This window comes from Prochlorococcus sp. MIT 1011 (assembly GCF_047305235.1).
Classification (GTDB): Bacteria; Cyanobacteriota; Cyanobacteriia; order PCC-6307; family Cyanobiaceae; genus Prochlorococcus_B.
Map to the genome: position 1 here is coordinate 1091168 of NZ_CP138983.1, position 24259 is coordinate 1115426.

Consider the following 24259-nt stretch of genomic DNA (forward strand, 5'->3'; position numbering starts at 1 on the left):
TTTTCAGCTCACTGAGAGATCTGTTCGGTTATGAAAGAAGAAAAAGGAAAAGAAAATAAGTCAATTGAATATGAGACTAATAATCTCATACGATCAACATTTAATGAGAAGAAAAATTTAAAAGACCTTGAAAATATTTCGCAAGAACCATCTAATCAATTAACGAATGGTCTTTTAGGGTGGTATTCAGTTTCAAGCAGCGACTCAATAGAGGAAGGAAAATTAAATCACTTCACTCTTTATAATGAGCCACTTGTTTTATACCGTGACAGGGAAGGAATAGTTAGATGCGTTAAAGATGTTTGTCCTCATAGAGGAGCCTCATTCCTTGGTGGTGAAAATATAAACGGTCAGCTAGTTTGCCCTTATCATGGTGCTAGATTTTCATCTCAAGGTAGTTGCACTAATTTAGATAGAATAACCTGTCAACATATTATAGATTCTAATTACGATAATTATGCAAAAAGTATAAAACTTTTTCAATATCCGTGTATAGAGAAAGAAGGATATATATATATTTATTATACTGGTACACCTCTTGCTAATATTGAAGACTTTGAAATTAAATCATCCATAAATAGTCTTTTACCAGAAACTTATGGATTGCCTTCCTTAGAATGTGAATATGAAGAAGTTTATGTAGATTTTAAAGCAGACTGGGCAAGAATAATTGAAAACCACTTAGATATATTACATGTATTCTGGATGCACGGAGACACTATCCCTGATAAGAACGTAAATAGAGATACCATAACTAGTTTTAATCAAAGAATAAAGCGAGATAATAGGCAAATAGAAAGTATCTATTCACATAAAACAAATGGTCAAGAAGAATTTATCCGAATAAAGTTTGTACCTCCTGGAAGAATATTTATTTATAAAGGCTCACCTGAAAGTACTAGATATATACAAGTATTAGATCATATTCCACTCGGAAATAATAAGGCAAGAGTTATAGTAAGGCATTATAGGAAATTCTTAAAAAATAAATTATTTACCAAATTAGTTTTATTTAGTCATTTACAGCGTAGGACTTTCTATAAGATATTCTCAGAAGATTACTTAGTATTAAAAACTCAAACATTCAATGAGCAGATGGGATACATACAAAAGGATAATGTTAAATTATTGGGAGAAGATAAAATGGTTCAATATTATTGGGATTGGCTTCAAAATGCATTAAATAAAGAGAAACCATGGGATTTACATCCCATTAACTCATTAACCAATACAGTTCATGATGATAGAGGAATGAAATATCCACCAGAGAATCCTGATATGGCTATAAAAAATAATAGAAAGATTATAATTAAGCTTTTAACTAGAGCATTATTTCCAATAAGTATAATACTTTTATTGTTATAATTTAGATTAATTATAATTTAATTTTACTATAAATGAGATTTGATTCTCAAAAAAAATTAAAATCTTGGGCTAATTTAAAGAATATAAATGTATGTATTGATCAAAAAGAAGTTTTATCAAATATCAATATAAGTCTAAATCATGGTGAAAATACACTAATATTAGGACCAAATGGATCTGGTAAATCAACTTTTCTAAAGTTATTAAATAGATCAATTCATCCAATAACCTCAAATAATAGTTCATTTAAGTTATTTAACAAAAAGAACATAAACATTTGGGATTTAAGAAAAAAGATTGGATTTCTATTTAAAGAAATGGAGCAAAGGGTAAACATCGGAGTTACTCTATATGATGTAATAATATCGGGCTTCTCTGGGACATTTAATTCCAGATATTCTAAACTACTTTCAGAAAGAGAAAAAATAAAAATAGATAATCTAATAAATGAATGGGGACTAAATAATATTATTTCTAATGAATTTAAATCATTATCTGATGGTCAAAAAAGAAGAGCTTTACTTGCAAGAGCTTTAGTTTATGAACCGGATATACTTGTACTTGATGAGCCTTTTTGTAATTTAGATATAAAATCAAATTTCATTTTAACTCGAAACCTAAGTAAATTAATTGAACAATCAGTAAATATAGTTTATGTCACACATAATTTAGAATCTATTTTACCTAAGACAAATAGAGTAATTTTAATAAAAGAAGGAAAAATATTTAAAGATGGAAGCCCTAATGAATTAGTAAATTCAAAAATATTAAGTTATCTTTTTAATATATCAATAAATGTAATAGAACAAGAAGGCTTCTGGAGAATGGTCCCAACAAATAACTAAATTATCACGAGAAAAAAGGCTACTATTAATATGCAAAAAATGAAAAAATATTTGTTATTTATCGAAAAAATATTGAAATAATTGATTTTCTTATTTCTTCGTCTTCCAACTCCAAAAGGGGTTCCACATGAATTACATACTAATCTACCTGACAATGCGCGGTCAGCTCTCATACTATAACTTCCACAAACCAAGCATTTATTTGAAATCATTAGAGTTAAATTAATTCAAAAAATCATCAAGGAAAGACAATGGTGAACTCATATTACTTGAGTATCCTAATAGACTTTCAGCAATAAATTCATATACAACCTCGTCATTTTCGTTAAAAAGTATTGTCGCACCTCTCTGGGTTAAGAATGAGGAATCAGGTACATATATATTCCAATTTGAAAGAATTTCAATCATATTCATAAGTCTTCTGGTAGCAAGCTCAAAAGGACGTAAATTTTGTTTTTTAGAAAAAATATCAAACATTTTTCCTTTAAATAAAAATAAAGATCCTATATTTATGTCATCATCAAAGTCAAACAAACTCTTTGCATCTATATCCCCAAAATAACCTCTTAAAACTTCTCTAATTGTACCTCTTGAATTAATGCCAGCACACATTATTAATAAATTAATCATTGCTGGTAGAGGCGAGACAAAACCTGAATTAAGATTAAGTTTTTCATGAAGGTCAGCATTTCTTAAAGCAACAACATTTTTAATATCAATATTGTTGAACCTACAAAAATATTCTTTTGACTTTTCATTACCTATCCCTATCAATATTAAATCAACTGAGTTTTTAGCCAGCCTATTTAGTTGTCTAGATAATTGTTGAGAATATTCAAAGCTATCAAAATCAGCAAAAGAGCCCAGAAAAACTATTAGAGTTTTTCTTTTAACAAGAAAAATTCTTCTTCCTAGAAACTCGCTGATGATATTTTTATAATTCATTAATTTAGCTTTGTTTTCAAAATAACAAAGATTGGAAGCGGAAAATGAGCTTTAATAATGACTAAAGGTAAATATCATAGTGACTACAAGGGCTTTATTTGGAAAATCCACCCATAACACGAAGATCATATTTAGTAGCAGATGTTCTTGAAATATGTACAAAACCTACAATTTCAATAAGCAATGTGAAGGGATATGGAACTTAAAGACCTATAAATATATCCTCTTACTGTTCTTTGTTTATTTCTCGTGCAGACCTACGGGAATCCTAGCGTTACCTATGACTGGTACGCAGGTAATTCAGGGACGGCCAATCGCTCCGGAAAATTCATCGCTGCGCATGCTGCCCATGCTGGGTTGATGATGTTCTGGGCAGGTGCGTTCACTTTATTTGAGCTTGCTCGTTACGACTCATCCGTTGCGATGGGTAATCAAAACTTAATTTGCTTGCCACACCTTGCACAACTTGGAATAGGTGGAATCGAAAACGGAGTAATAACTGAACCTTATGGTTGCACTGTTATTGCTGTACTTCACCTAATTTTCTCTGGTGTTCTTGGTGCTGGTGGAATTCTTCACTCCACTAGATATGACGGAGATCTTGGAAATTATCCAGCAGGAAGTCGCCCTAAAAAGTTCGACTTCGAATGGGATGATCCAGATAAACTTACTTTCATTCTTGGACATCATCTTATTTTCCTTGGATTAGCCAATATTCAATTCGTTGAATGGGCAAGAATTCATGGAATTTGGGATAGTGCTCAAGGCGTTACAAGAACTGTAGATTACAATCTTGATCTTGGAATGATATGGAATCACCAAGCTGATTTCTTGCAAATCACAAGTCTTGAAGATGTAATGGGAGGTCATGCTTTCCTTGCTTTCTTCTTGATCATTGGAGGTGCATTCCACATCATCACTAAGCAGTTTGGTGAGTACACAGAATTCAAAGGTAAAGGACTTCTTTCAGCAGAAGCTGTTCTTTCCTACTCACTAGCTGGTGTTGGCTATTGTGCTCTTGTTGCGGCTTTCTGGAGTTCAACAAACACAACTGTTTACTCAACAGAATTCTTTGGAGATGTACTTCAACTTAAGTTTGATTTCGCTCCATATTTTGTTGACACTGACGCATCACTTGCGACTGGCGCTCATACAGCAAGAGCTTGGTTGGCAAATGTTCACTTCTATCTTGGCTTCTTCTTCATCCAGGGTCATCTCTGGCATGCATTAAGAGCTATGGGATTTGACTTCAGACGCGTAGGTAAAGCGTTCGACAATATGGAAAACGCTAAAATCACTAACGGTTGATTAATTAATCAATTTGCATTAAAAAAGGCCCGCTTGCGGGCCTTTTTTAATGCAAATCTTTAGAAAAATCAAAACAAGCTAATCGCACTTATGTCACAATTAACTAACTCAAAATCAAAAAGGAGAACAAAAACTTCTAATTGATGTGACTTTTTATACATAAAACAATAAAAAATCTCAAGAGCTTGTTGCTATTGAGAATCGGTTGCAAAAAGCCTCTTTCCCTGTGTAAGTTAGACATCAATTCTAGCTCTCTTAGAATTCAATGAGCTTTAGAAACCACCTAGAGACCCCTCCTTCAGCGGTTAGGATGACTACCGGGCAATCGGTACTCATAGATCCATCGTCTAGAAGAGGAGATACTTGTTTAGAAGTTTTAGACGGCGTAGCTCGTGTTTACTGTCCTTGTGAAGAGACAGAGGGTATGACATTGGCTTTTTTGCAGTCTGGTGATCAATTAAGAACCGATCGTTTATGCAGTGAAGGAGTATGCGTGGAAGCTTTAACCCCTCTTTGCTTTGTAAGTGACGCTGTAATATCAACAGAAGCAGCAGGTTATGACGCCGTTAACGAATGGACTCTTCAACTCCTTAGGATTAGGCACTTAGGTAATGCAGAACAAAGACTTCAAGCCTTATTTGCTCTATTAGTTAACCGACTAGGTAGAAGATGTGGTGACTGGTGTAAGTTACCATTTAGGCTTACACATGAAAGGATTGGAGAATTAATAGGATCTACAAGAGTTACATCTACTCGTTTAATTTCAAGGCTAAGAACTGCTGACTTACTTAGAGCGCCATCCGGTGATCCAACACTAAGTCTTTCGCCAGAGTTTATTGAAACAGCACCATTAACATCATAGAAAATAATGAATCAAAATATATATTCTTATTCTTACTCTCTTGTCATATCTCTATGTAAAGAGATCGAATACATAAGAAGTAGATCAAAGAATATCAACAACTCCCTTAAAACTTGCCATAACAAAATTCTTTTTAAAAGATTAGTTTTAGAACTTGAAAAATTAAATAAAAAGAGAATCAAAATTTTAAATATTTCTGAAAATTTATTCAATGAGAATTCAAAGGATTTATCTCTTGAATTTTTATTAGAGATAACAAAAAGGTCTAATTCATTTCAACAAATATAAAAAACAATTAACTAAATATAATTGATTTCAATTTAATTTTTATTTAATTCATTATCAATTATAAATAATGCTGAAGGATCATTGTTAGCAAATTTCACTTTTCCAAGTAGATAAGCCATTTCATCTTCAGCTTTAATTTGCTCATCTATAACTGGGTCTAGAAATACAGTAGTACGCGTATCATTTGATCTCTCTGCTAATGAATATAGTTGTTGAACAGATGTTGTAACATCGGCCTCCATTTGAAAGGACAAAGAAACTAGTTCCTGCACTGTTTCCCATTCTTGTATTGGTTTACTTACCTCATCAAGTTCAACGGTTTGACCACGAGCAATCATATATTTTGCGAAGATAAAACCATGCTCCTGCTCAGATAGAGACTCATTCTTAAAAAACGAAGCAAATCCTCTTAGTTCTCTTTCAAGGAACCAAAGGGACATAGCTAGATATTGAGCACTTGAAACCCTTTCAAGAGAGGTATGCTGATAAAGTGCCTGTAGAAGATCGACATCAATAGGCTGAGCTATTGCGCGACCTGAAGGTCCAATATTTACAGCTAAGGAATTGGATGTGGCTGACTGCATAACAAAAACCTATTCAAAAAACGCAAAAAAAAATTTTTTATTGTTAGTACAAATGATAACTCTTTTAGTATCATATTGTTGATATCAAACTAAATATTAAAATTTATTGACTTGATAATGAATCTCAATTGCTTAAATTAGCTTTACTATTATTTTAGTAAAATCTAAAACAATTAGAAGTTAGATGTAATCATCTCAGGTAGAATTAAAAAAGTTTTCCCCTTAACAGTTTCAACTATACATTTATCCCCAATTGACAAAGGTGCTTCTAAATTCATCTCTGATCTTAATTTCAAACCACCACTTGTTATAGTATAAAGATAATGATTAATCCGATATTCTTTTGATATAACTGTGAACATACCGTTTGAACAGGGCTTAATACTAATAGTGTTTTTATCAAACATACAAACGGAATTTGACGAGATAGATGTATCTATAGAAAGATTCAACTTGGAAATACTTATAGAATAGGAGTCATCAATTAATTCAACAGGTAAAATATTTTTTTGTAAAACAAATTGGCCTACAAAATCATTAGATGGGCTAGAAACCATCTCTGTAGGTGTTGAATATTGTTGAATTTCACCACTTCTCATTACAGCAACTCGATCGCAGATAGCTAATGCTTCCTGAGGATCGTGAGTCACCAAAAGAGCAGATGCGGAGCAGGACTTTAAAACCGAAGAGAGTTCAGACCTTAACCTAGATCTAACTTCAACATCTAAAGAGCAAAAAGGTTCATCCAGCAAAACTAAAGAATTACCTGGAGCAAGCGCTCGAGCCAATGCAACTCTTTGATTCTGTCCCCCCGAGAGTTCATGAGGATATCTAGTTTTAAACTCATAAATATCTAATAAAGTTAATAGCCATTTTGCTCTTTCCATAGATTGAGCTTGCTTGTTTATTCCAAAGCAAACATTATCCCAAACATTTAAATGAGGGAAAAGAGCATAGTCTTGAAAAACCATCCCGATCTGTCTTCTTTCAGGCGAAAGAAGATAATTATTATCTGAGAATATTTGTCCGTTTTTCCTTATCAAGCCACGAGTAGGCTTATCAAAACCTGCAATCAATCTTAGAAGAGTTGTTTTACCGCATCCCGAAGGACCAAGCAAGCCAACCAATTCGCCTGGTTCCAAAGAAAGATCTATATCTTTTAAAACCCATTTATTATCTTTGTTGGTTTTAAACTCATACCATAGATTCTGGATTTCTAGTTCAGTATTTACCAAAACTATCTTTATTTATTTTGTTCATTTAAAATCAATTAAAGCCAAAGTTACACCAAAAGTAAAAAGTATAGACAAGAATCATAGCTATACGTATAAAATGATACGAGCTTCTTCGGTTCAATCCTTTGACTGAAGGTTATGAGTTTTTATTTAGGTAAATTAAAACAAAAAGATTTAATGTGAAATGAAAAAAAGTGAACGGGTAAAAATAATAATTAAGAGACTTGAAGAAATATATCCTGAAACACCAATCCCCTTAGATCATAAAAATGAATTTACTTTGCTTGTAGCGGTTGTATTGAGCGCACAATCAACAGACAAGAAAGTAAATGAATTAACTAAAGAACTTTTCAAGATTGCACCATCCGCTGAAAAAATGTATAAGTTAGGTGAGCAAAAAATATACGATTACATAAAGCAACTTGGACTTGCAAAAACTAAAGCGAGAAATACTTACAATTTATCAAAAATTATTTATGAAAGATTCAATAATATAATTCCAAATTCATTTCAAGAACTTGAGACGTTGCCTGGTGTTGGTCATAAGACAGCTAGTGTTGTTATGTCTCAGGTGTTTGGGGTACCAGCATTTCCAGTAGATACACACATACATAGATTATCTCAGCGATGGGGTTTAACTTCTGGTAAAGATGTCATCCAAACAGAAAAAGATTTAAAGAGATTATTTCCAATTAATCTTTGGAATAAATTACATCTACAAATTATCTTTTACGGAAGAGAGTATTGCTCAGCAAGAGGATGTAATGGAACCATATGTGGATTATGCAAAGAGCTATATCCTTCAAGAAATAAACCGGTTATTTGTTCAAAGGCTTAATATTAATCAATTAAATTTATCATCTCAACAAAAAGTACTATTTTTTGCTAGAAGTCATAACAATGTAATTTTCATTCTAATGAAATTAGCGATAACAGGAGCTTCTGGAAAAACAGGTTTTCGAGTAGCAGAAGAAGCACTATCAGCTGGCTATGAAGTCAGATTGATTACAAGAAAAGAGTCGAAGATTCCTGATTCTATAAGAGGTTGTGAAAGGTACGAATTATCAGATACAAATGGTGTCACACTTGACTACGCGTTAAAAGACTGTGACAGCCTTGTCATTGCGACAGGTGCTAGGCCATCTATCGATTTAACAGGTCCAGCAAAAGTAGATTATTTAAACATACAAAAACAAATTGAAAGTTGTAAAAGACAAAAGTTGAAAAGAATTGTACTCGTTAGTTCTCTTTGTGCTGGGAAATTAATTCATCCTCTAAATTTGTTTGGTCTCATACTTATTTGGAAAAGATTTGGTGAGAAATCCCTGCAAAAAAGCAACTTAGATTGGACTGTAATTCGTCCTGGAGGTTTAAATGAGAATGAAACCAACCTAAAGAATCAGAATATTTTGTTCTCTGGCGAAAAGACCCAAGAAGAAGGATCAATCCCGAGGAGACTGGTTGCAAAGGCTTGTATTGAAGCATTAAAAACAAAAGATTCCATCAAAAAGATTATCGAGGTTACTAGTAGCGAAGAAAATCCAAAGACAAATATGAGTAAGGCAATAAAGACGTTTAGTATTTAAATATAAAAGCTTAAAATCACCATGAACACCAACGCTAAGATTGATGCGTTGCAGCTAATGCTTACTGATCTAAGAACAAGAAACGAGTCAATTAGACATAAAGCTGCGTTCAGAGGATGTCAACCAGAATTTCAATCACTAGTTACTACACTTATTGATCAATTAGAAACTCAATTAAACGAAGAGAAGCTGATACTTAGAGGGAAATCAAATTCTAGTGGATAAAAGAAAAATCTTAACCCAACTCCAAGCAAGCCAAACCATATACATCATTCATAGAAACCGGTGGTTGTGATCCTCTATACATCCTGAAAGTTTCAGATTCTGATTGAAAACCTAGTTCTTTAAATACTTCAGAAGCCGAATTGTTAAGACCAGGTGAGTCGACAATTATCAATCCTGGATGACTATCAATTAATTTCTTCAATAAAATTTTTAAAAGCTTTGGAGTATCCGCCATCAAAGGACCAATTCTCCATCCTTCTCCGTTTTGCAAAAGACATGGTCTTATACGACCAAAGCCATGACATCTTTTTTTTTGATCAATAACTGCAATTACCTTTCCAGCTGGATGATTGAGCCAATTCGAGAGAAAATGAGGTCTAGAGGTTGTTTCTCTTTTTTCGTCAAATTTTTCTACTGCATTTTTAGGTATTGAGGAGCCTTCAAGGAAGCTGAAATTATCTAAGCCATCATTTATATAGTTATCCTCTAGTAATTTACCATCGCCTAACCATTGCCATCTAGTGGTTTTCGAGGAAATTGTAAAACCCCATTTTGAGTAATCAGCAATTCTCTCTGGAGCCGCCTCTAAGCCAACACATGGCAAATCACTTAAATGACTTAAAGCCTTTTTCCAAAGCTGTAGACCAAAACCTCTACCCCTGTACTTCTCAATTACTAAAAACAATCCAAGAAATCCATAATATTCATTATATCGAACACCTGCAATACAGCCGATAGGATTATCATCCAACCAACCGACCCAAAGTCCCTGTTTATCGGTATTCTGATAAATTCCTAGATCACCAACTCCTGGAGCGAAACCTTCTTTTCTGGATATTTCGGTAACAAACTCAATATCAGAATCAGATAAAGGTTTGATAGATAAAAGATTATCCATCAATTGCATTATTATTAATATCAAATCTAATAAAAACAAATGATATATCTATAAATATGAGCATAAAAAAACATCAATTATTAAACAACACATAATATAAAGTAATACAAAAGCTTGTTTAGTAAATCATTTAAATGTTTGAAAATGTTTAAAACTAAAAATTAAAAGTTTCTTTCAAATAGCAATATCGATGTTAATCTATAATTGAAAAAAATAACTGATTCTCTATTATTTACAGGAATTATCAAGAAATAGATCTAATAATTTAAGAACAATAGTTACGGGAACAAAATATCCACAAAATGCACTGATTTTTATTCAAATAAACTTATACGTGGAAGAGAGTCTGTTGAATTTAAATAAACACTTAAGGTGATTATTTCTAATTTCTTTTCGAAAATTACCGTTTTATCATTTAAAAGGCATTTGAATTAAGTTTTAAAGAGTCCCAAACTTAGCAAATAAAAATAATTTAGAGTTGTGATCTAAATGAAATTCGTTTAAAGAATTATATATCTGCTCCTTTAGAAAGATTATAAAAATGGTGTTCCATCATATTAATAAAAGTAGTAATTAAACCTTTTAAATTATTCTTGATCTAGTTTTTTCACAATAAAAGCCATTGAACCCAATGATAAGAAGAACATTAAAATAAGAAATGTAGTCATGATTTTTACTTTATTATTAGCAAGTATAATCTAATAGGATCTTTATAGGGTATAATTAATTATTTTTAAACAAATTCATTACATAATATTAAAAATGAACATAAAAAATTTTAATAAAAAAAGATTGTTTACTTGGCAGAATGTAATAAATGGCTTAACAGTTTCTAGAATATTTCTTGGATTGCCAATTATCATTTCACTGAATTATGGGAAAAATGATGTCTTTATTCTATTGATCTTAATAGGGTGTCTTACTGATTTTTTTGATGGTTACTTAGCACGTAAATATGGCCAACAATCTGTTTTGGGTGCAAAATTAGATCCCCTAGCAGATAAGATCATGCTTCTTGGTCCAATGATTTGGTTGGTCCATGAGAATTTAATACCCTTATGGGCAATCTGGTTAATAATATCTAGAGAACTCTTAATAACTAGTTGGAGATCTAATAAAATTACAGGAGGTCCTGCCTCGATTCAGGGTAAATATAAAACCACATTACAATTTATAAGTATAATTCTATTATTATGGCCAAAAAATTGGGGAACAGCTTATACCATTTACATCATTAATAAAATAGGATTTTTCTTTTTCTGGATTGCATTACTTCTTACCTTAAGTTCTGCAATAAAATATGTATTCAATCAAAAAGTATCTCATCGGAACTAAAATCAACTCGTTCATGATTAACTAATAGATAATCATTCTTATAGCTATCAATTAAACCATTTAATAAATCGAATTTCGGCTCCCATGATAAATCTTTTTCTATTTTAGAAGTATCAGTAAAAAAATTAGTTAACCTTAAAGGGAAAAGTTTTCTTGCCTTAGGATCGAGTTTCGAAGGATCAAAAGAACGAAGATTAAAATCTGAGACTTTATTGCCAGTAGCTAAAATTGCTGTTTCAATTAAACCTTTAAAAGTTACTGCCTTACTTCCTGAACAATTGTAGATTTGATTGATCGCTTTATCTGTTTCAAGAGATTTTGAAATGGCCTCGGCTAAATCAGAAACATGTCCTAATTGCGTGATGGTTTGACCATCAAAAGGAACTGGAATTGATCGGCCATTAGTTATGCGATCAAAAAACCATTTTTCAATAGGGTTATAGTTACCGGGACCATAAATATATGTGGGTCGAAAACTAGTAAAAGGTATACCTTCTGCCTTAAGCCAAGACTCTGTATTTGCTTTACCTATATGACGGCTTTCAAAATCTATTGGACTCTCTTCACTAATTGGAAATAATTGTGTGTTGTCATATACCCCTGCAGAACTTATGTAGATAAATCTAAAGCTTGGAAGACCTGAAAATTCAAGGAGTCTTTGCGTATCTTCCAATTTCCGGCCAGAGCTATCAACAATAAGATCAAATGAATGACCAGATAGTTTCTTTAGATCCTCGTCGTTTGACCTGTCTCCCCTTATATGAGTTATGTTATTTGGTACTGGTAAATTTCCACGCGTAAAAACAAATATTTCATGTCCTTTTGTTAGCAACCTCGAGACAAGAGCTTTTCCTACAAACCTTGTTCCGCCGTAAAAAAGAACTTTCAAGACCATTAAATAAAATAATTATATTAAAGCCTATAGATAATCTCCCAGAGCTACATAAAAGATGTTAGATGAATAGTAATAATTTTTTTCTTGATGGAAATCATACCTGCAATAGATCTACTGAATGGAAAATGTGTTCGACTGAATCAAGGGAATTACAACGAAGTTACTAAGTTCAATAGTGATCCTGTAAAGCAAGCTCAAATTTGGGAGAGCCAGGGAGCAAGACGTCTACATCTTGTAGATCTTGATGGTGCCAAGACTGGGGAACCCATAAATGATCTAACAATAAAAAAGATAAAAAGATCTATTAATATACCCATTCAACTTGGTGGTGGTATTAGGACTATTGATCGAGCAAAAGAATTATTAGGGATAGGAATAGACAGAATTATTTTAGGGACTATTGCGATAGAGAATCCAGAGTTAGTTAAAGTTCTTTCTCAAGAGTATCCAAGAAGAGTAGCCGTAGGTGTTGATGCTAAAAAAGGGATGGTAGCCACTAGAGGATGGTTAAAACAAAGCGAAATATCTTCTCTAGAATTAGCCAAACGACTTAACGATCTTGAATTAGCCGCTATAATATCAACTGATATAGCAACTGATGGCACTTTAAAAGGGCCAAATGTACAGGCTTTAAGAGAGATAACTGAGTTAAGCATTAATCCAGTAATTGCATCAGGAGGGGTAGGTTCAATAACTGATCTAATTTCACTATCAGATTTAGAGAATGAAGGTATTGAAGGAATAATCGTAGGGAGAGCCCTATATGACGGCTCAATAGATCTGAAAGAAGCCTTATTGGCACTAAAAAATATTCATATTCAGGATTCAATTAATGATAAAGACAAATTCCTTGTCTAACATTTAGAAATAATATTGGTATAGAGGATTTATTGAATAGGGCTGGAAGTATTCTTAAATCAAGTTATCTTAAAAAGGATAGTATCTAAAATCCAACTTGATCGTAGAAAGACCAAAACAAATTTTAATGATAGCGCCATCTCTTTTAGGCGAGTCATTGGCATTGCAACTATCATCTCAAGATAATAATTTAGAAATAATACTAGACATAAAAGATATAAATGGTTTCCCTAAACTTATTTTATTTTGCCTTGATGATATAGAACTCTCAAACTCAATAAAACTAGAAATTCTTAGGTTAAAAGAAAGATGGGATCAATCTCCAATCTTAATTGTAATACCAAAAAGCATTAAATTATCCTCTTCCGATTTGATGACTTTTGGCAGTGAAGGAGTGATTCAAGATCCTACAATTATACTTTTAAAAGATACAATAAATATTATACTTGGCGGAGGCAGAGTTTTTAAAATTAATAATGAAACTAATTACAAAGAAAGCTCTTTTAATAATTCATATGGATTAGGACATTGGTTATTAACTAGTGGTTTATCTCAAATAAATAGAGATCTACACAAGATAGATCATATGATAGAGAAGCAATCAATAAATACATTTTATCTTTTTATATTAATAGGCAGAAGAAGAGAACTATTAACTGCAAAAAGATTAATTCTATGGCTATGGGGACCACTTGAAGTATTAATAGAGTCTCCAGTAAAAAACAATATCAAACCAATCAACAAATATAATACTGACATAACAATAAAAAACTCCTCTAGTAAAGAGTTATGGAAAGTAATATATAAAAGAGTAAACGAGAAAATTCAAGATGACCTTATAAATTCAACAGATGAACTCGTAGCGCTTTATTCATTAAATAGTTTCAAAAGGCATAATCTCTTAAAAACACTTTTGCAAGAATTTTCAATTATTATCAATAAACTTGATTCAATGAATGATCAAGGAGAAAGGTTTGAAGATATTTTACAATCAATCACTCCTGAATTACGCGCTAATACATTACGAAATTTCATCGATTCATATGATCATTTACTAAAGAATGGAGTTGAAGTTTCTATTTCAGACTTCCTAGTAGATAATGCACAGCTTGATATCCTTGATGATGAGTTACCCTCAATTGCTTTAATCATTGATCCAATATTAAATAATAAGCCCATTCAAATAGATGGTGAATATATATCAACAGAAGATCCTAGATGTGTTATTCAATTAGAAATGCTTATTCTTAATTGGATACTTAGAACAGCTGAAATAGTTGGTGAAGAAATTATTTCTTCATGTTCTGAATGGCCCGAGTTACGAAAATATTTCCTAAATAAAGAATTAGTTTCAACAAGAGAGCTAGAGCGTAAAAGAAATCATATTAACACGAAAAATCAAATTCAAAATCTATTTAGAAAGCCAGTTAGATTGTACGAAAGTAAAAGATTATATTATACAGTTAAAAATAATACAATAGAAAAAATTATAATTTTGGAGCCTAGAGATGATGAATTAAAAAAATTAGATTGGGCTCAGCGACAAATAGCATTTATCATAGAATTAAGAGATGCTTTGGCCCCACAAGTACAGGCAACTATTCAATACTTAGGGGATTTAATAGTTCTAATTCTTACAAAAGTAGTTGGAAGATCTATAGGATTAATAGGGAGAGGTATCGCTCAGGGCATGGGAAAGAACTTATCTAAAGGGTAATTAATTTATTAATAAATATAGCTAGATTAGCTTTAAGACTTTAGAATCAATAAAACTAGTACTTTACTTTGATCTTGTTAAGAATATTCTCCTCACTACTAGTAATTTTTTTTCTATCTGTTAATCCTGTATATTCTGCTAGAGATACAGATAGTTACGATGGAAATATATACCCAATATATGCAGGTAACGGATCATTAATACCTCCACCAAGCACATTATCAGAATCATTAAAGAACGAAAGAACAAGTGTTTTAGTTTTCTATCTCGACGATAGTTCTGCTAGCAAGCAATTTGCTCCAGTAGTTTCAGGGATTAAATTATTATGGAGTTCTTCTATTGATCTAATTCCTCTATCAATTGATGAATTAGACAATGATGAAAAGAAAACTCTTGAGGATCCCGGTTTCTACTGGCATGGGAAGATACCTCAAACTGTGATTATCGACGGGAAAGGTAATGTTCTGCTAGACAAAGAAGGGCAAGTTTCTTTTGATGATATAAATAATGCAATAACAATAGGCACAGGCCTTAAAAAGCCAGATTTTGATTTAACAGTCAAAAGCTTCAATGAATATAATAGTGAGCCTTCTAAGGAGGGTTATACTAAACCTAGAGGTACCTAAAAATTCAACAAAAGCACTAAAAGATTTTTATTCAACTATTAAATATTTATTTTCTATATGTTATTTAACTTTCTTATTCTAATAATAATCACATTTTTTTTGATTGAAATAAATCATTATTTGAGGATTAGTTCACCACTAATTCTCAAACCTAAAGAGTTTAAAAAAATACTCTTAGATTCTACGAAGAAATATATTGTTCTGGTTGAGATAAAAAATTTACATAAAAGTATGGAAGTTATGATTCCTTCTTTTAAAGTTATTCCTCAGTTAATTGGCATATCCAAAGAAGAGATAATTAAGATTAATACAAAGATAAAACCACTTCACCCTGATGCAGAAGACGAACAAAAAAATGACTATTGGTCTGCCTATATAATAAAAAGTAAAAAATCTACCTTTGTCAGAATTGAAATTGAATTTGAGATTAAGGATTCTGCAATAGATAAGCTCAAATGTTTATGGATAGATATTGAATGGTTTAATTATGGCCCATTCGGTTTTTTAACAAGATTTGACGGGTTCGTTTTGCCTAATTATTTAGATACGCCTAAAGAAGTTTATTCTAATACTAGTTTAGTAGATCCAATTAAAACTCATATTCTTGGTACTTTAGATGATCCTATTGAAATATTAAAATCCTATATACCAAAAAACTACTTGCCTACAGATATTCTTACTATCGGAGAGTCGCCCTTAGCAATTATGCAAGGAAAATATATAGATTATAGAACCGTAAATGTAGATTCAATTTCAAGGTTACTTTGTAAAGGATTTCACCCAACAAGTAGTCTAGCCACTGCCTGCGGAATGCAAACCCTAATAAATATCTCTAGTCCAACTCGCGTAATAGCTTCATGGTTAATTGGAGGGATCTTTAAATTTTTTGGTATTAAAGGTATTTTTTACCGATTAGCAGGTGAACAAGCGAGATTGATTGATGACATTACTGGTACAACTCCACCCTATGATAAAAGTATAGTTTTGGGACCTAAAGATTCTCAAATCTTTTGTATGGAAGCCTCAAGAAAATTAAACGTTAATGTGGCTGTTGTAGATGTAAATGATTTAGGAAGAGTTAAAATCTTATCAACAAATAATATTAACAATATTAAATTAATTAAAAGAGCATTAACATCAAATCCTGCGGGTAATGCTAACCAACAAACTCCACTAGTCCTGATCAGAGCAGAGGAAACCAGTTCGAAGTCACATGATAAATAAAAATATAATAATATAGTCAAATGCAAAAAGATGAAGCTTTACCTTCAGATTTACTAATTGAGCCTCTTCAGCTCAAGCATTTATCAATGCTTAAAGCTGATAATAATTCAAAGTACCTTGGAGTATTTCAAATACTACTTTGCAAAAAATGGTTTTCTTCATTAGAGTCAAGCCTTACAAATTTAATTCCGACAAGAAATTCAAAATGTTTTATAGCAGTTGAGAAAAACAACATAATTGCATATATTTTGGCAACACCAATTAATCGAAGAGGTACTTGTTGGTCTATTTCAGAACCATACTTTATAGAAGAATCAATATCTTTTAGTCGTTATAATCTATTACAGAATTTACTACGAAAAGTTCTCTATGAAAGCAACATTAACACTCAAAGTTTTTTAATCTCTATAAATACAAATGACAATCAAAACTTATCAGTAATAAGACAATCTGGTTTTCAGCCTCTCAGAATAATAAACTACTGGAATAAAAAAGAAGTTACTAAATACAAAAAGAACGTAACTAAAGACAACTATATATGGGAAAAACTAAATGAAGAAAATAGTCAACAAATATGGAGACTTGAACAAGCAAGAGAGTCAATTAACTTTCGCTTAATTTTTGATAGGCAATGGCATGATATATATGAAAAAAGGAATATATTAACGGGCCTGATTAAATCTAAAGATAACAACATCATAGCAGGTTTGATACCTTCTATCTGCCCTCAATACGATTATTCCTTTGAATTAATAAGAGGATTAGCATGGGACGAGCGACTCAATTATTCTATTCCTCAGAGAATTAACAATGTAAAAATTGGAAAGAATAAATGTTATATAGAAACGACAAGTGAAGATAAAAAATTGAATGAACTTTTAAATAGAAATAATTGGAAAATAGCAGAAGAGAGAGTTCTTCTAGGAAGAAGCGTATGGAAAAGACAAAATGGATATAAATTAAAGTCTCTAGAAACAGAGTTAATAACAAGTCTTGTTGGGAATTTGCAACAACAACCTGAACTACCCTCAACTATTCAAATTGAAAAAAATAAATGATTCAGCCACATCCTTGTTCGGTATTAAGTCTTGATATTGGAAATAAAAGAATAGGTATTGCAGGTTGTGATCCACTTGGGATATCTATAACCCATCTACCTGCAATATTTAGAAAAAGTTTTGATGAAGATCTTAAAGAATTCTTGAAGATATGTTCTAATCGGCAAGTTAAAGGACTCGTTATTGGTAATCCTCTTGATATGTATGGGAAGGAAACTACTCAATCTATTCGATGTAAAAAATATGGAGTTAAATTAGCAAGATGTTTAAACCTACCTTTGGCTTTTATCAATGAACATTGTTCAACCTTCGAAGCTAAAGAAAAGTTCTCTATCAAACCCGACAAGACTGGAAGAATAGACAGTGCCGCTGCCGCTATACTTTTACAACAGTGGCTTATTGAGGGACCGAATCTTGATGACTCAAACTAAATTTTGAATATGATGTAAAAACATTATCAAATAAAATCAGATACTGACTAATAAAAACCCTATGTCAACAACAAATAAAAACGAAGAAGTACCTACACTTTTAGTCAAAGATTCTCAAGGTTCAGATCTCCTATGTTTTCTTGAACAAGTAGTGCCCCTAGAAGGTAATGAATATGCCCTTTTAACACCTGTAGATACTCCTGTTTCTCTGTTTCAATTAATTGATGATCAAGATCCCAAGCTAATAGAAACAATTGAAAAGAATGAGCCAATACTAGAAGTAGCTGATGTTGTCCTACAAGAACATGATCTTAGACTTGTTCGATCAGCTATAACTCTTACAGTCTCAGGCGAATTAGATGAGCCTGAACCAGAAGAAATTGAAGAAGAAGACATTGACGAGGAATCTGAAACTTACGAACTCCTTGTCAATTTTAGAGTTGATAGTAATGAATATGGTCTATATATTCCCCTTGACCCTTTCTTCATAGTTGGAAAGCTAGAGGATGGTGAAGTAAAGCTTGTTGAAGGCGAACAGCTTGACAGGATACAATCTGGAATTGAAGCTGAACTTGAGGAGAGGGGATTATCAGAATAAAAATAAAAGAATTACTTAAACCACATTGGAAAGTAAACGATAAAATTTCAGAGATTTCGGTAAAAGATTTATTATCGAAAAATATAAAAGCATTAATAATTGATGTAGATGGAACATTAATTTCTGGGAATAATCCAATTTTATCAAATGACATAAAGCATTGGATAATCAACTCTAAGAAATTATTTTATACATATTTGTTCAGCAATAACCCCTCTGGAAAAAGAATAAAAAACATTGCTGATCAATTAGATATAGACTTCACTTATTCAGGAGGTAAACCAAGTAAAAAGAAATTAAATAAGGTTTTAGATATAATTCCTTATTCATCAAATGAAATAGCAATAATTGGGGATAGAGTTTTTACAGATATTCTTGTAGGCAATAGATTAGGAATGTATACAATATTGGTAGATTCAGTAGATCATTATGGAAAGAAAATTGAAAAAAATAACTTTCAATCCATTGAAAGATGCCTGGCAAAAATTATAACTGGAGATTTACTATGACAACTTGGGTAATAAAGATTGGAACCAGCCTTTTGAGAGGAAACAATAAGTATACAACCTTTGATATCATTAATAATTATTGTTCATATATATCAAGAGCACAAAAAAATGGAGATAAAATTATATTAGTCTCTAGTGGTGCAGTAGGACTAGGATGTCATAAAATGAGCTTCAAGTTAAGGCCTAAAGAAATAATTTCGCTGCAAGCTTCTGCCGCAATAGGCCAACTTCATTTAATGGCTTTATATGAAAAAGCTATGAACAAGTTTGGATATAAAGTTGCTCAAATATTATTAACTAGATCTGAATTGGGTTCCAGGAATAGTTATAAATCTGCTTCACAAACATTAAAAAAATTGATTGAATGGGATGTTATACCAATAGTAAATGAAAATGATATAACCTCAGATGAAGAATTAAAATATGGAGATAATGATACTTTATCTGCATTAGTTGCAACTGCTATATCTGCTGATCAATTAATACTCCTAACTGATATTGATCATCTTTACTCTTCAGATCCCAAAAATGACAGTAAAGCCAAACCTATCAAAAATATTAATGATTCAGCTGAATTGAATAAATTAGAATTAGTTAATGAGCAAACGACTTGGGGAACGGGCGGAATAAAAACAAAACTAACTGCTGCAAAAATCGCCACTGAAAGCGGGATAAAAGTTCAATTAGCTGATGGCAGGGTTCCTGAAACTTTAGGAGAATTACTCAATGGTAAAAATATTGGAACTGTTTTCCATCCTCATCCCAATCCAGTCGGGAATAGAAAAAGTTGGCTATCACATGCAATCAAGCCAGTAGGGGAAATACATTTAGACGATGGTGCTAGTGAAGCTATCAAAAACAAAGGAGCTTCACTATTGCTAGTTGGCGTAAAGAAAGTAAGCGGGGATTTCATTTCTAATCAACCAGTAAAGGTTATTAATACTGAAGGAAAAGAAATCGCCAAAGGAATTTGCTCAATGAGCAGTGATGCTATAAAAATAGGAATTAATTCAAAATCTCCAAAAACAGGATCTCCCCTTGTTATACATAGAGATGTTCTGGTTTTAACCAGTAAAGAACTCAGACAAAAATAGTAATTCTCACTTCCACAATTTAATCTAAATCATGCAATTAAATGAAATTTTCAAAAAACTAAAGCAAGGTCAATCCACGGTGATTGATTTTAAAATAAATAATAATCCAAATATTTTAACCGCAGCTTCTTTAGAAAAAGCAAAAGAAAATGATATAAGTTTTCTAGATAATAATAGTCAATTAAATCTAAAGAATCTGATCAAGACTTCAAAGGCATCTGCTCTATTATTACCAGCATATGATAAATATATTGTTGAAATAGCAAAAAAGATATCAGTTGATTGGATACTTCTAAAAGACCCTAAAATAGCTTTTGCTGAAACACTAGAGATTCTCTATCCAACTGAAATAGAAGGAGAAGGCATCCATAAAAGTGCAGTAATAGGTGAAAATGTTAAATTTGGAACTGGTGTATCAATAGGAGCTAATGTTTATATTGGAGATAATACAGAAATTGGAGATAGGACTATTATTCATGCTGGAGTTGTTGTCTATAAAAATGTGAGCATTGGCGCCCATAATACAATTCATGCAAATAGTGTTATTCATTCCGGATCTAAAATTGGCGATGAATGTGTAATCAATGCTAATGCCGTTATTGGTGGTGAAGGTTTTGGATTCGTGCCCACTTCAAATGGATGGAAGAAAATGCCTCAAGTAGGAGTAGTTATTTTAAAAAGCCATGTAGAAATTGGGAGCGGATCAACCGTTGACAGACCTGCAGTAGGAGAAACAATAATTGGAGAAGATACAAAAATTGATAACCAAGTTCAAATTGGTCATGGAGTAACTATAGGTAAAGGGTGTGCTATGGCTGCTCAGGTAGGTATAGCTGGAGGAGCTCAGATTGGAAACGGAGTTATTCTTGCTGGACAAGTAGGTGTAAGTAATAAAATCAAAATTGGAGATAGAGTGATTGCCAGTTCAAAAACAGGAATCGTATCAAATATTGAGTCAGGAAAAGTAGTTAGTGGCTTCCCTGCTATCCCCAATAAACTATGGTTAAGATGCTCTGCTAATTTCAAAAAACTACCTGAAATAGCAAAAGCCATTCGTCAATTAGATCGCAGAAACTTCAGGTAAAACTTTCCCTTAATTAATAAGTACAAATGAAGTCTTACAAAATAACATTATTGCCTGGTGATGGAATTGGTCCAGAGATAACAAACGTCACGCATAGAATCCTTGATCTCGTCTCAAGCAAATTTGGTTTCGAACTCAAATTTCAAGAAATGCCTTTTGGTGGATCAGCTATAGATTCAGATGGCACACCCTTCCCAGATAGAACTTTTCAAGAATGTAAGAGCTCTGATGCTGTTTTGCTAGCCGCCATAGGAGACCCAAAGTATGACGAATTGCCTAGAGATAAAAGACCTGAGACAGGTTTACTTAATCTTAGATCTTCTTTAGATCTTTTCGCAAATATAAGGCCAGTAAAAATAATTCCATCCTTAACGAAAGCAAGTAGCTTGAAAGAAGAGTTTGTTCGAGAAGTTGATTTAGTAGTAGTCAGAGAACTTACTAGCGGTATTTACTTTGGAGAACCAAAGGGAAGGATAAAAACAGAAAAGGGAGAAAGGGCATTTAATACGATGACATATACATCCGAGGAAGTTAATCGAATAGCAGAAATTGCTTTTCAACTTGCCCAACAAAGAAATAAAAAAGTTTGCTCAGTGGATAAAGCTAATGTTTTAGATGTAAGTCAATTATGGAGAGAGGAAACAATATTGGTATCTAATAAATACAAAGAAGTACAACTTACTCATCAATATGTAGATAATGCCGCAATGCAACTAGTTAGAAATCCAAGTCAATTTGATGTGATTCTTACAAGTAATTTATTTGGAGATATTCTTAGCGATATTGCAGCCATGCTTACAGGCTCAATTGGAATGCTACCATCTGCTTCATTAAGCATAGATGGTCCGGGTGTCTTTGAACCTGTTCATGGTTCTGCCCCTGATATTGCAGGAAAAGATATAGCTAATCCAATAGCGATGCTTTTGTCTGCTGCAATGATGTTAAAAATTGCCTTTAATGAAGTAAAAGCGGGAAATTATTTAGAAAATTCAATTAACGAAATTCTAAATGATGGTTATAGAACTTCCGACTTGATGAGCAGCGAGACAACTAAACAAGTTAGCTGCTCTCAAATGGGAGAACTATTGGCTGAAAAATTAAAATAATTAGTTCACAAATTAAAAAACTCTTTGAATAGTTTCCCTTTGAGGGTCAGTCGACCTGTAAAAATAACAAGTCAATACATAAGCGTCGATGTCAAAGCTTCACCCAGTAGTAGCTGTAACTGGTTCATCAGGGGCAGGAACAAGCACCGTTAAAAGAGCATTTGAGCATATATTTGCTCGTGAAAAGATTGTTCCTGCAGTTGTTGAGGGAGATAGTTATCACCGTTTTGAAAGAATGCCCATGAAGAAGGCAATGTCTGAAGCCCTCTCAAGAGGTGAAAACTTTTCTCATTTTGGGCCAGAGGCAAATTTATTCGATAAATTAGAGGATCTATTTAGTCAATATGGAAAAACTGGCGGAGGTCAGAAAAGATATTATTTACATAGCCCAGAAGAAGCTGAGGAGCACAACACTCGTTTAGGAACAAAATTAGATCCAGGTCAATTCACTCCATGGGAAGATATTCCAACAAAAACAGACCTTTTGTTTTACGAGGGGCTACACGGTGGAGTGGTAGGAAAAGATTATGATGTAGCTTCTTTCGCAGATTTACTTGTTGGTGTAGTACCAATAACCAATCTCGAATGGATACAAAAAATACATAGAGATAACGCAGAAAGAGGATATTCAGCTGAAACAATCGTAGATACAATTTTGAGAAGAATGCCTGATTACATCAATCACATCTGTCCTCAATTCAGTCGAACAGATATTAATTTTCAGAGAGTACCGACAATTGACACCTCAAACCCATTTATTTGCAGAAACATTCCAACACCGGACGAAAGTTTTGTAATTATTCATTTTAGAAAAGGATCAAGGGAAAAATGGGGTATTGACTTCCAATATTTGTTAGGGATGATTCACGATTCATTCATGTCTAGTCCAACAAGTATTGTTGTTAACGGTGGAAAAATGGGATTTGCTATGGAACTTATTCTTACACCTATTATTCATAAAATGATAGAAGAGAAAAAAGCAGCAAGCTAATATAAAATTTTATCAAAGAAAAAGCTAATTATATCTATTATTAAAAGATAAAGTTAATAAATGATAACTATTATTATATGTTTTACTATTATACTTATATGCATATTATCTTCTATTTCTATAGAAGATATAAACACGATGCTAATAAGTGAAAATAAACTAATTTTATTAATGATATCAGGGCTTCTTTATTTACTATATTTAGGCTTATCAAACGAAAAAATAGATATAAAAGATTTAATAATAATTAATTCTTTGTCAATGATTATTATCTTTATAATAATGTATTCAATAAGTTATTTAAGCTTTAAGATCTTTGGAATAAATTCATTAGGAATGGGTGATATAAAGCTCTCTTCTATTAGTACAATATGGCTTGGTATTGAATTAAGTTTTTTATCATTATGTATTTCATTTTTTCTATCAGCCATATATAGTTTATACGGAAAAATTACCAAAAGGTTTTCACCATTTCAACAGTATCCATTTGCACCATTTTTATCAATTGGGATATTTTGTTCTTGGATTATAGATAAGATTCAAACTTTCTAATCCCTTTAAAGGTACTCAAGGTATTAAATTAAATTCAATC

The 24259-nt window shown here is 32.2% G+C and carries 26 protein-coding genes; 21 read left to right on the forward strand and 5 right to left on the reverse strand.

Annotated elements, in window-relative coordinates:
• Nucleotides 1–30: 30 nt before the first annotated feature.
• Both SIB75_RS06750 and SIB75_RS06755 read left to right on the forward strand, forming a co-directional pair.
• Nucleotides 31–1365, forward strand: a complete 1335-nt coding sequence (locus tag SIB75_RS06750; RefSeq protein WP_413682537.1) for a Rieske 2Fe-2S domain-containing protein — start codon at nt 31–33, stop codon at nt 1363–1365.
• A 32-nt stretch (nt 1366–1397) separates the two neighbouring features.
• On the forward strand, nt 1398–2210 hold the full coding sequence (locus tag SIB75_RS06755) for an ABC transporter ATP-binding protein (RefSeq protein ID WP_413682538.1): 813 nt from the start codon (nt 1398–1400) through the stop codon (nt 2208–2210).
• Nucleotides 2211–2432: 222 nt separating this feature from the next.
• Here SIB75_RS06755 and SIB75_RS06760 read toward each other — a convergent pair whose 3' ends face one another.
• Nucleotides 2433–3155, reverse strand: coding sequence for an AhpC/TSA family protein (locus SIB75_RS06760; RefSeq protein ID WP_413682539.1), 723 nt, complete (start codon nt 3153–3155; stop codon nt 2433–2435).
• A gap of 249 nt (nt 3156–3404) precedes the next feature.
• On the opposite strand from SIB75_RS06760, the gene SIB75_RS06765 reads away from it, so the two are divergent.
• Nucleotides 3405–4463 carry a chlorophyll a/b binding light-harvesting protein gene (locus SIB75_RS06765; RefSeq protein WP_413682540.1) on the forward strand — a complete coding sequence of 353 codons (1059 nt, stop codon included), beginning with the start codon at nt 3405–3407 and terminating at the stop codon, nt 4461–4463.
• Nucleotides 4464–4728: 265 nt separating this feature from the next.
• Nucleotides 4729–5325 (forward strand): Crp/Fnr family transcriptional regulator, encoded by a 597-nt coding sequence (locus SIB75_RS06770; RefSeq protein ID WP_413682541.1) that lies wholly within the window; start codon nt 4729–4731, stop codon nt 5323–5325.
• Nucleotides 5326–5645: 320 nt separating this feature from the next.
• Here the strand turns inward: SIB75_RS06770 and SIB75_RS06775 are convergent, their stop codons facing one another.
• Nucleotides 5646–6197 carry a ferritin gene (locus tag SIB75_RS06775; protein WP_413682542.1) on the reverse strand — a complete coding sequence of 184 codons (552 nt, stop codon included), beginning with the start codon at nt 6195–6197 and terminating at the stop codon, nt 5646–5648.
• Between the two features lie 173 nt (nt 6198–6370).
• Nucleotides 6371–7432: an ABC transporter ATP-binding protein gene (locus SIB75_RS06780; protein WP_413682543.1), complete on the reverse strand. Its 1062-nt coding sequence runs from the start codon at nt 7430–7432 to the stop codon at nt 6371–6373.
• Between the two features lie 184 nt (nt 7433–7616).
• Between SIB75_RS06780 and nth the strand changes: the two genes are divergently transcribed.
• The 3 genes from nth to SIB75_RS06795 all read left to right on the forward strand — a co-directional run bounded on the left by nth (nt 7617) and on the right by SIB75_RS06795 (nt 9243).
• Nucleotides 7617–8270 (forward strand): endonuclease III, encoded by a 654-nt coding sequence (gene nth, locus SIB75_RS06785; protein WP_413682544.1) that lies wholly within the window; start codon nt 7617–7619, stop codon nt 8268–8270.
• Between the two features lie 79 nt (nt 8271–8349).
• Nucleotides 8350–9018 carry an SDR family oxidoreductase gene (locus SIB75_RS06790; protein ID WP_413682545.1) on the forward strand — a complete coding sequence of 223 codons (669 nt, stop codon included), beginning with the start codon at nt 8350–8352 and terminating at the stop codon, nt 9016–9018.
• Nucleotides 9019–9039: 21 nt separating this feature from the next.
• On the forward strand, nt 9040–9243 hold the full coding sequence (locus SIB75_RS06795; protein WP_413682546.1) for a hypothetical protein: 204 nt from the start codon (nt 9040–9042) through the stop codon (nt 9241–9243).
• Between the two features lie 10 nt (nt 9244–9253).
• Here the strand turns inward: SIB75_RS06795 and SIB75_RS06800 are convergent, their stop codons facing one another.
• Nucleotides 9254–10141, reverse strand: coding sequence for a GNAT family N-acetyltransferase (locus SIB75_RS06800; protein ID WP_413682547.1), 888 nt, complete (start codon nt 10139–10141; stop codon nt 9254–9256).
• 762 nt (nt 10142–10903) lie between these two features.
• On the opposite strand from SIB75_RS06800, the gene pgsA reads away from it, so the two are divergent.
• Nucleotides 10904–11476: a CDP-diacylglycerol--glycerol-3-phosphate 3-phosphatidyltransferase gene (gene pgsA, locus SIB75_RS06805; RefSeq protein ID WP_413682548.1), complete on the forward strand. Its 573-nt coding sequence runs from the start codon at nt 10904–10906 to the stop codon at nt 11474–11476.
• On the opposite strand, the gene SIB75_RS06810 is transcribed toward pgsA, so the two are convergent.
• Entirely contained in the window at nt 11448–12371 is a 924-nt protein-coding gene (locus tag SIB75_RS06810) for an NAD-dependent epimerase/dehydratase family protein (RefSeq protein WP_413682549.1), read from the reverse strand. The two genes, pgsA and SIB75_RS06810, sit on opposite strands and share 29 nt — an antisense overlap.
• An 87-nt stretch (nt 12372–12458) precedes the next feature.
• Between SIB75_RS06810 and hisA the strand changes: the two genes are divergently transcribed.
• The 13 genes from hisA (at nt 12459) to SIB75_RS06875 (ending at nt 24219) form a co-directional block, all read left to right on the forward strand.
• On the forward strand, nt 12459–13229 hold the full coding sequence (hisA, locus tag SIB75_RS06815; protein ID WP_413682550.1) for a 1-(5-phosphoribosyl)-5-[(5-phosphoribosylamino)methylideneamino]imidazole-4-carboxamide isomerase: 771 nt from the start codon (nt 12459–12461) through the stop codon (nt 13227–13229).
• Between the two features lie 127 nt (nt 13230–13356).
• Nucleotides 13357–14946: a DUF3685 domain-containing protein gene (locus SIB75_RS06820; protein WP_413682551.1), complete on the forward strand. Its 1590-nt coding sequence runs from the start codon at nt 13357–13359 to the stop codon at nt 14944–14946.
• 68 nt (nt 14947–15014) lie between these two features.
• Complete coding sequence (locus SIB75_RS06825) at nt 15015–15572, forward strand: thylakoid membrane photosystem I accumulation factor (protein WP_413682552.1); 558 nt, start codon at nt 15015–15017, stop codon at nt 15570–15572.
• Between the two features lie 240 nt (nt 15573–15812).
• Nucleotides 15813–16796 carry a hypothetical protein gene (locus tag SIB75_RS06830; protein WP_413682553.1) on the forward strand — a complete coding sequence of 328 codons (984 nt, stop codon included), beginning with the start codon at nt 15813–15815 and terminating at the stop codon, nt 16794–16796.
• 20 nt (nt 16797–16816) lie between these two features.
• A complete protein-coding gene (locus SIB75_RS06835) occupies nt 16817–17854 on the forward strand; it encodes a hypothetical protein (RefSeq protein WP_413682554.1) in 1038 nt (345 codons plus the stop codon).
• Nucleotides 17851–18285 (forward strand): Holliday junction resolvase RuvX, encoded by a 435-nt coding sequence (gene ruvX, locus SIB75_RS06840; RefSeq protein WP_413682555.1) that lies wholly within the window; start codon nt 17851–17853, stop codon nt 18283–18285. The genes SIB75_RS06835 and ruvX overlap by 4 nt, the downstream gene beginning before the upstream one ends.
• Before the next feature lie 61 nt (nt 18286–18346).
• Nucleotides 18347–18883, forward strand: coding sequence for a DUF3727 domain-containing protein (locus tag SIB75_RS06845; protein ID WP_413682556.1), 537 nt, complete (start codon nt 18347–18349; stop codon nt 18881–18883).
• A 53-nt stretch (nt 18884–18936) separates the two neighbouring features.
• Complete coding sequence (locus tag SIB75_RS06850; protein ID WP_413684814.1) at nt 18937–19392, forward strand: YqeG family HAD IIIA-type phosphatase; 456 nt, start codon at nt 18937–18939, stop codon at nt 19390–19392.
• A complete protein-coding gene (gene proB, locus SIB75_RS06855) occupies nt 19389–20486 on the forward strand; it encodes a glutamate 5-kinase (RefSeq protein WP_413684815.1) in 1098 nt (365 codons plus the stop codon). The genes SIB75_RS06850 and proB overlap by 4 nt, the downstream gene beginning before the upstream one ends.
• 31 nt (nt 20487–20517) lie before the next feature.
• A complete protein-coding gene (lpxD, locus tag SIB75_RS06860) occupies nt 20518–21570 on the forward strand; it encodes a UDP-3-O-(3-hydroxymyristoyl)glucosamine N-acyltransferase (RefSeq protein WP_413682557.1) in 1053 nt (350 codons plus the stop codon).
• A 26-nt stretch (nt 21571–21596) separates the two neighbouring features.
• Nucleotides 21597–22676 carry a 3-isopropylmalate dehydrogenase gene (gene leuB, locus SIB75_RS06865; RefSeq protein WP_413682558.1) on the forward strand — a complete coding sequence of 360 codons (1080 nt, stop codon included), beginning with the start codon at nt 21597–21599 and terminating at the stop codon, nt 22674–22676.
• 88 nt (nt 22677–22764) lie between these two features.
• On the forward strand, nt 22765–23667 hold the full coding sequence (locus tag SIB75_RS06870) for a phosphoribulokinase (protein ID WP_413682559.1): 903 nt from the start codon (nt 22765–22767) through the stop codon (nt 23665–23667).
• Nucleotides 23668–23805: 138 nt separating this feature from the next.
• Nucleotides 23806–24219 (forward strand): prepilin peptidase, encoded by a 414-nt coding sequence (locus SIB75_RS06875; protein ID WP_413682560.1) that lies wholly within the window; start codon nt 23806–23808, stop codon nt 24217–24219.
• Nucleotides 24220–24259 lie beyond the last annotated feature (40 nt).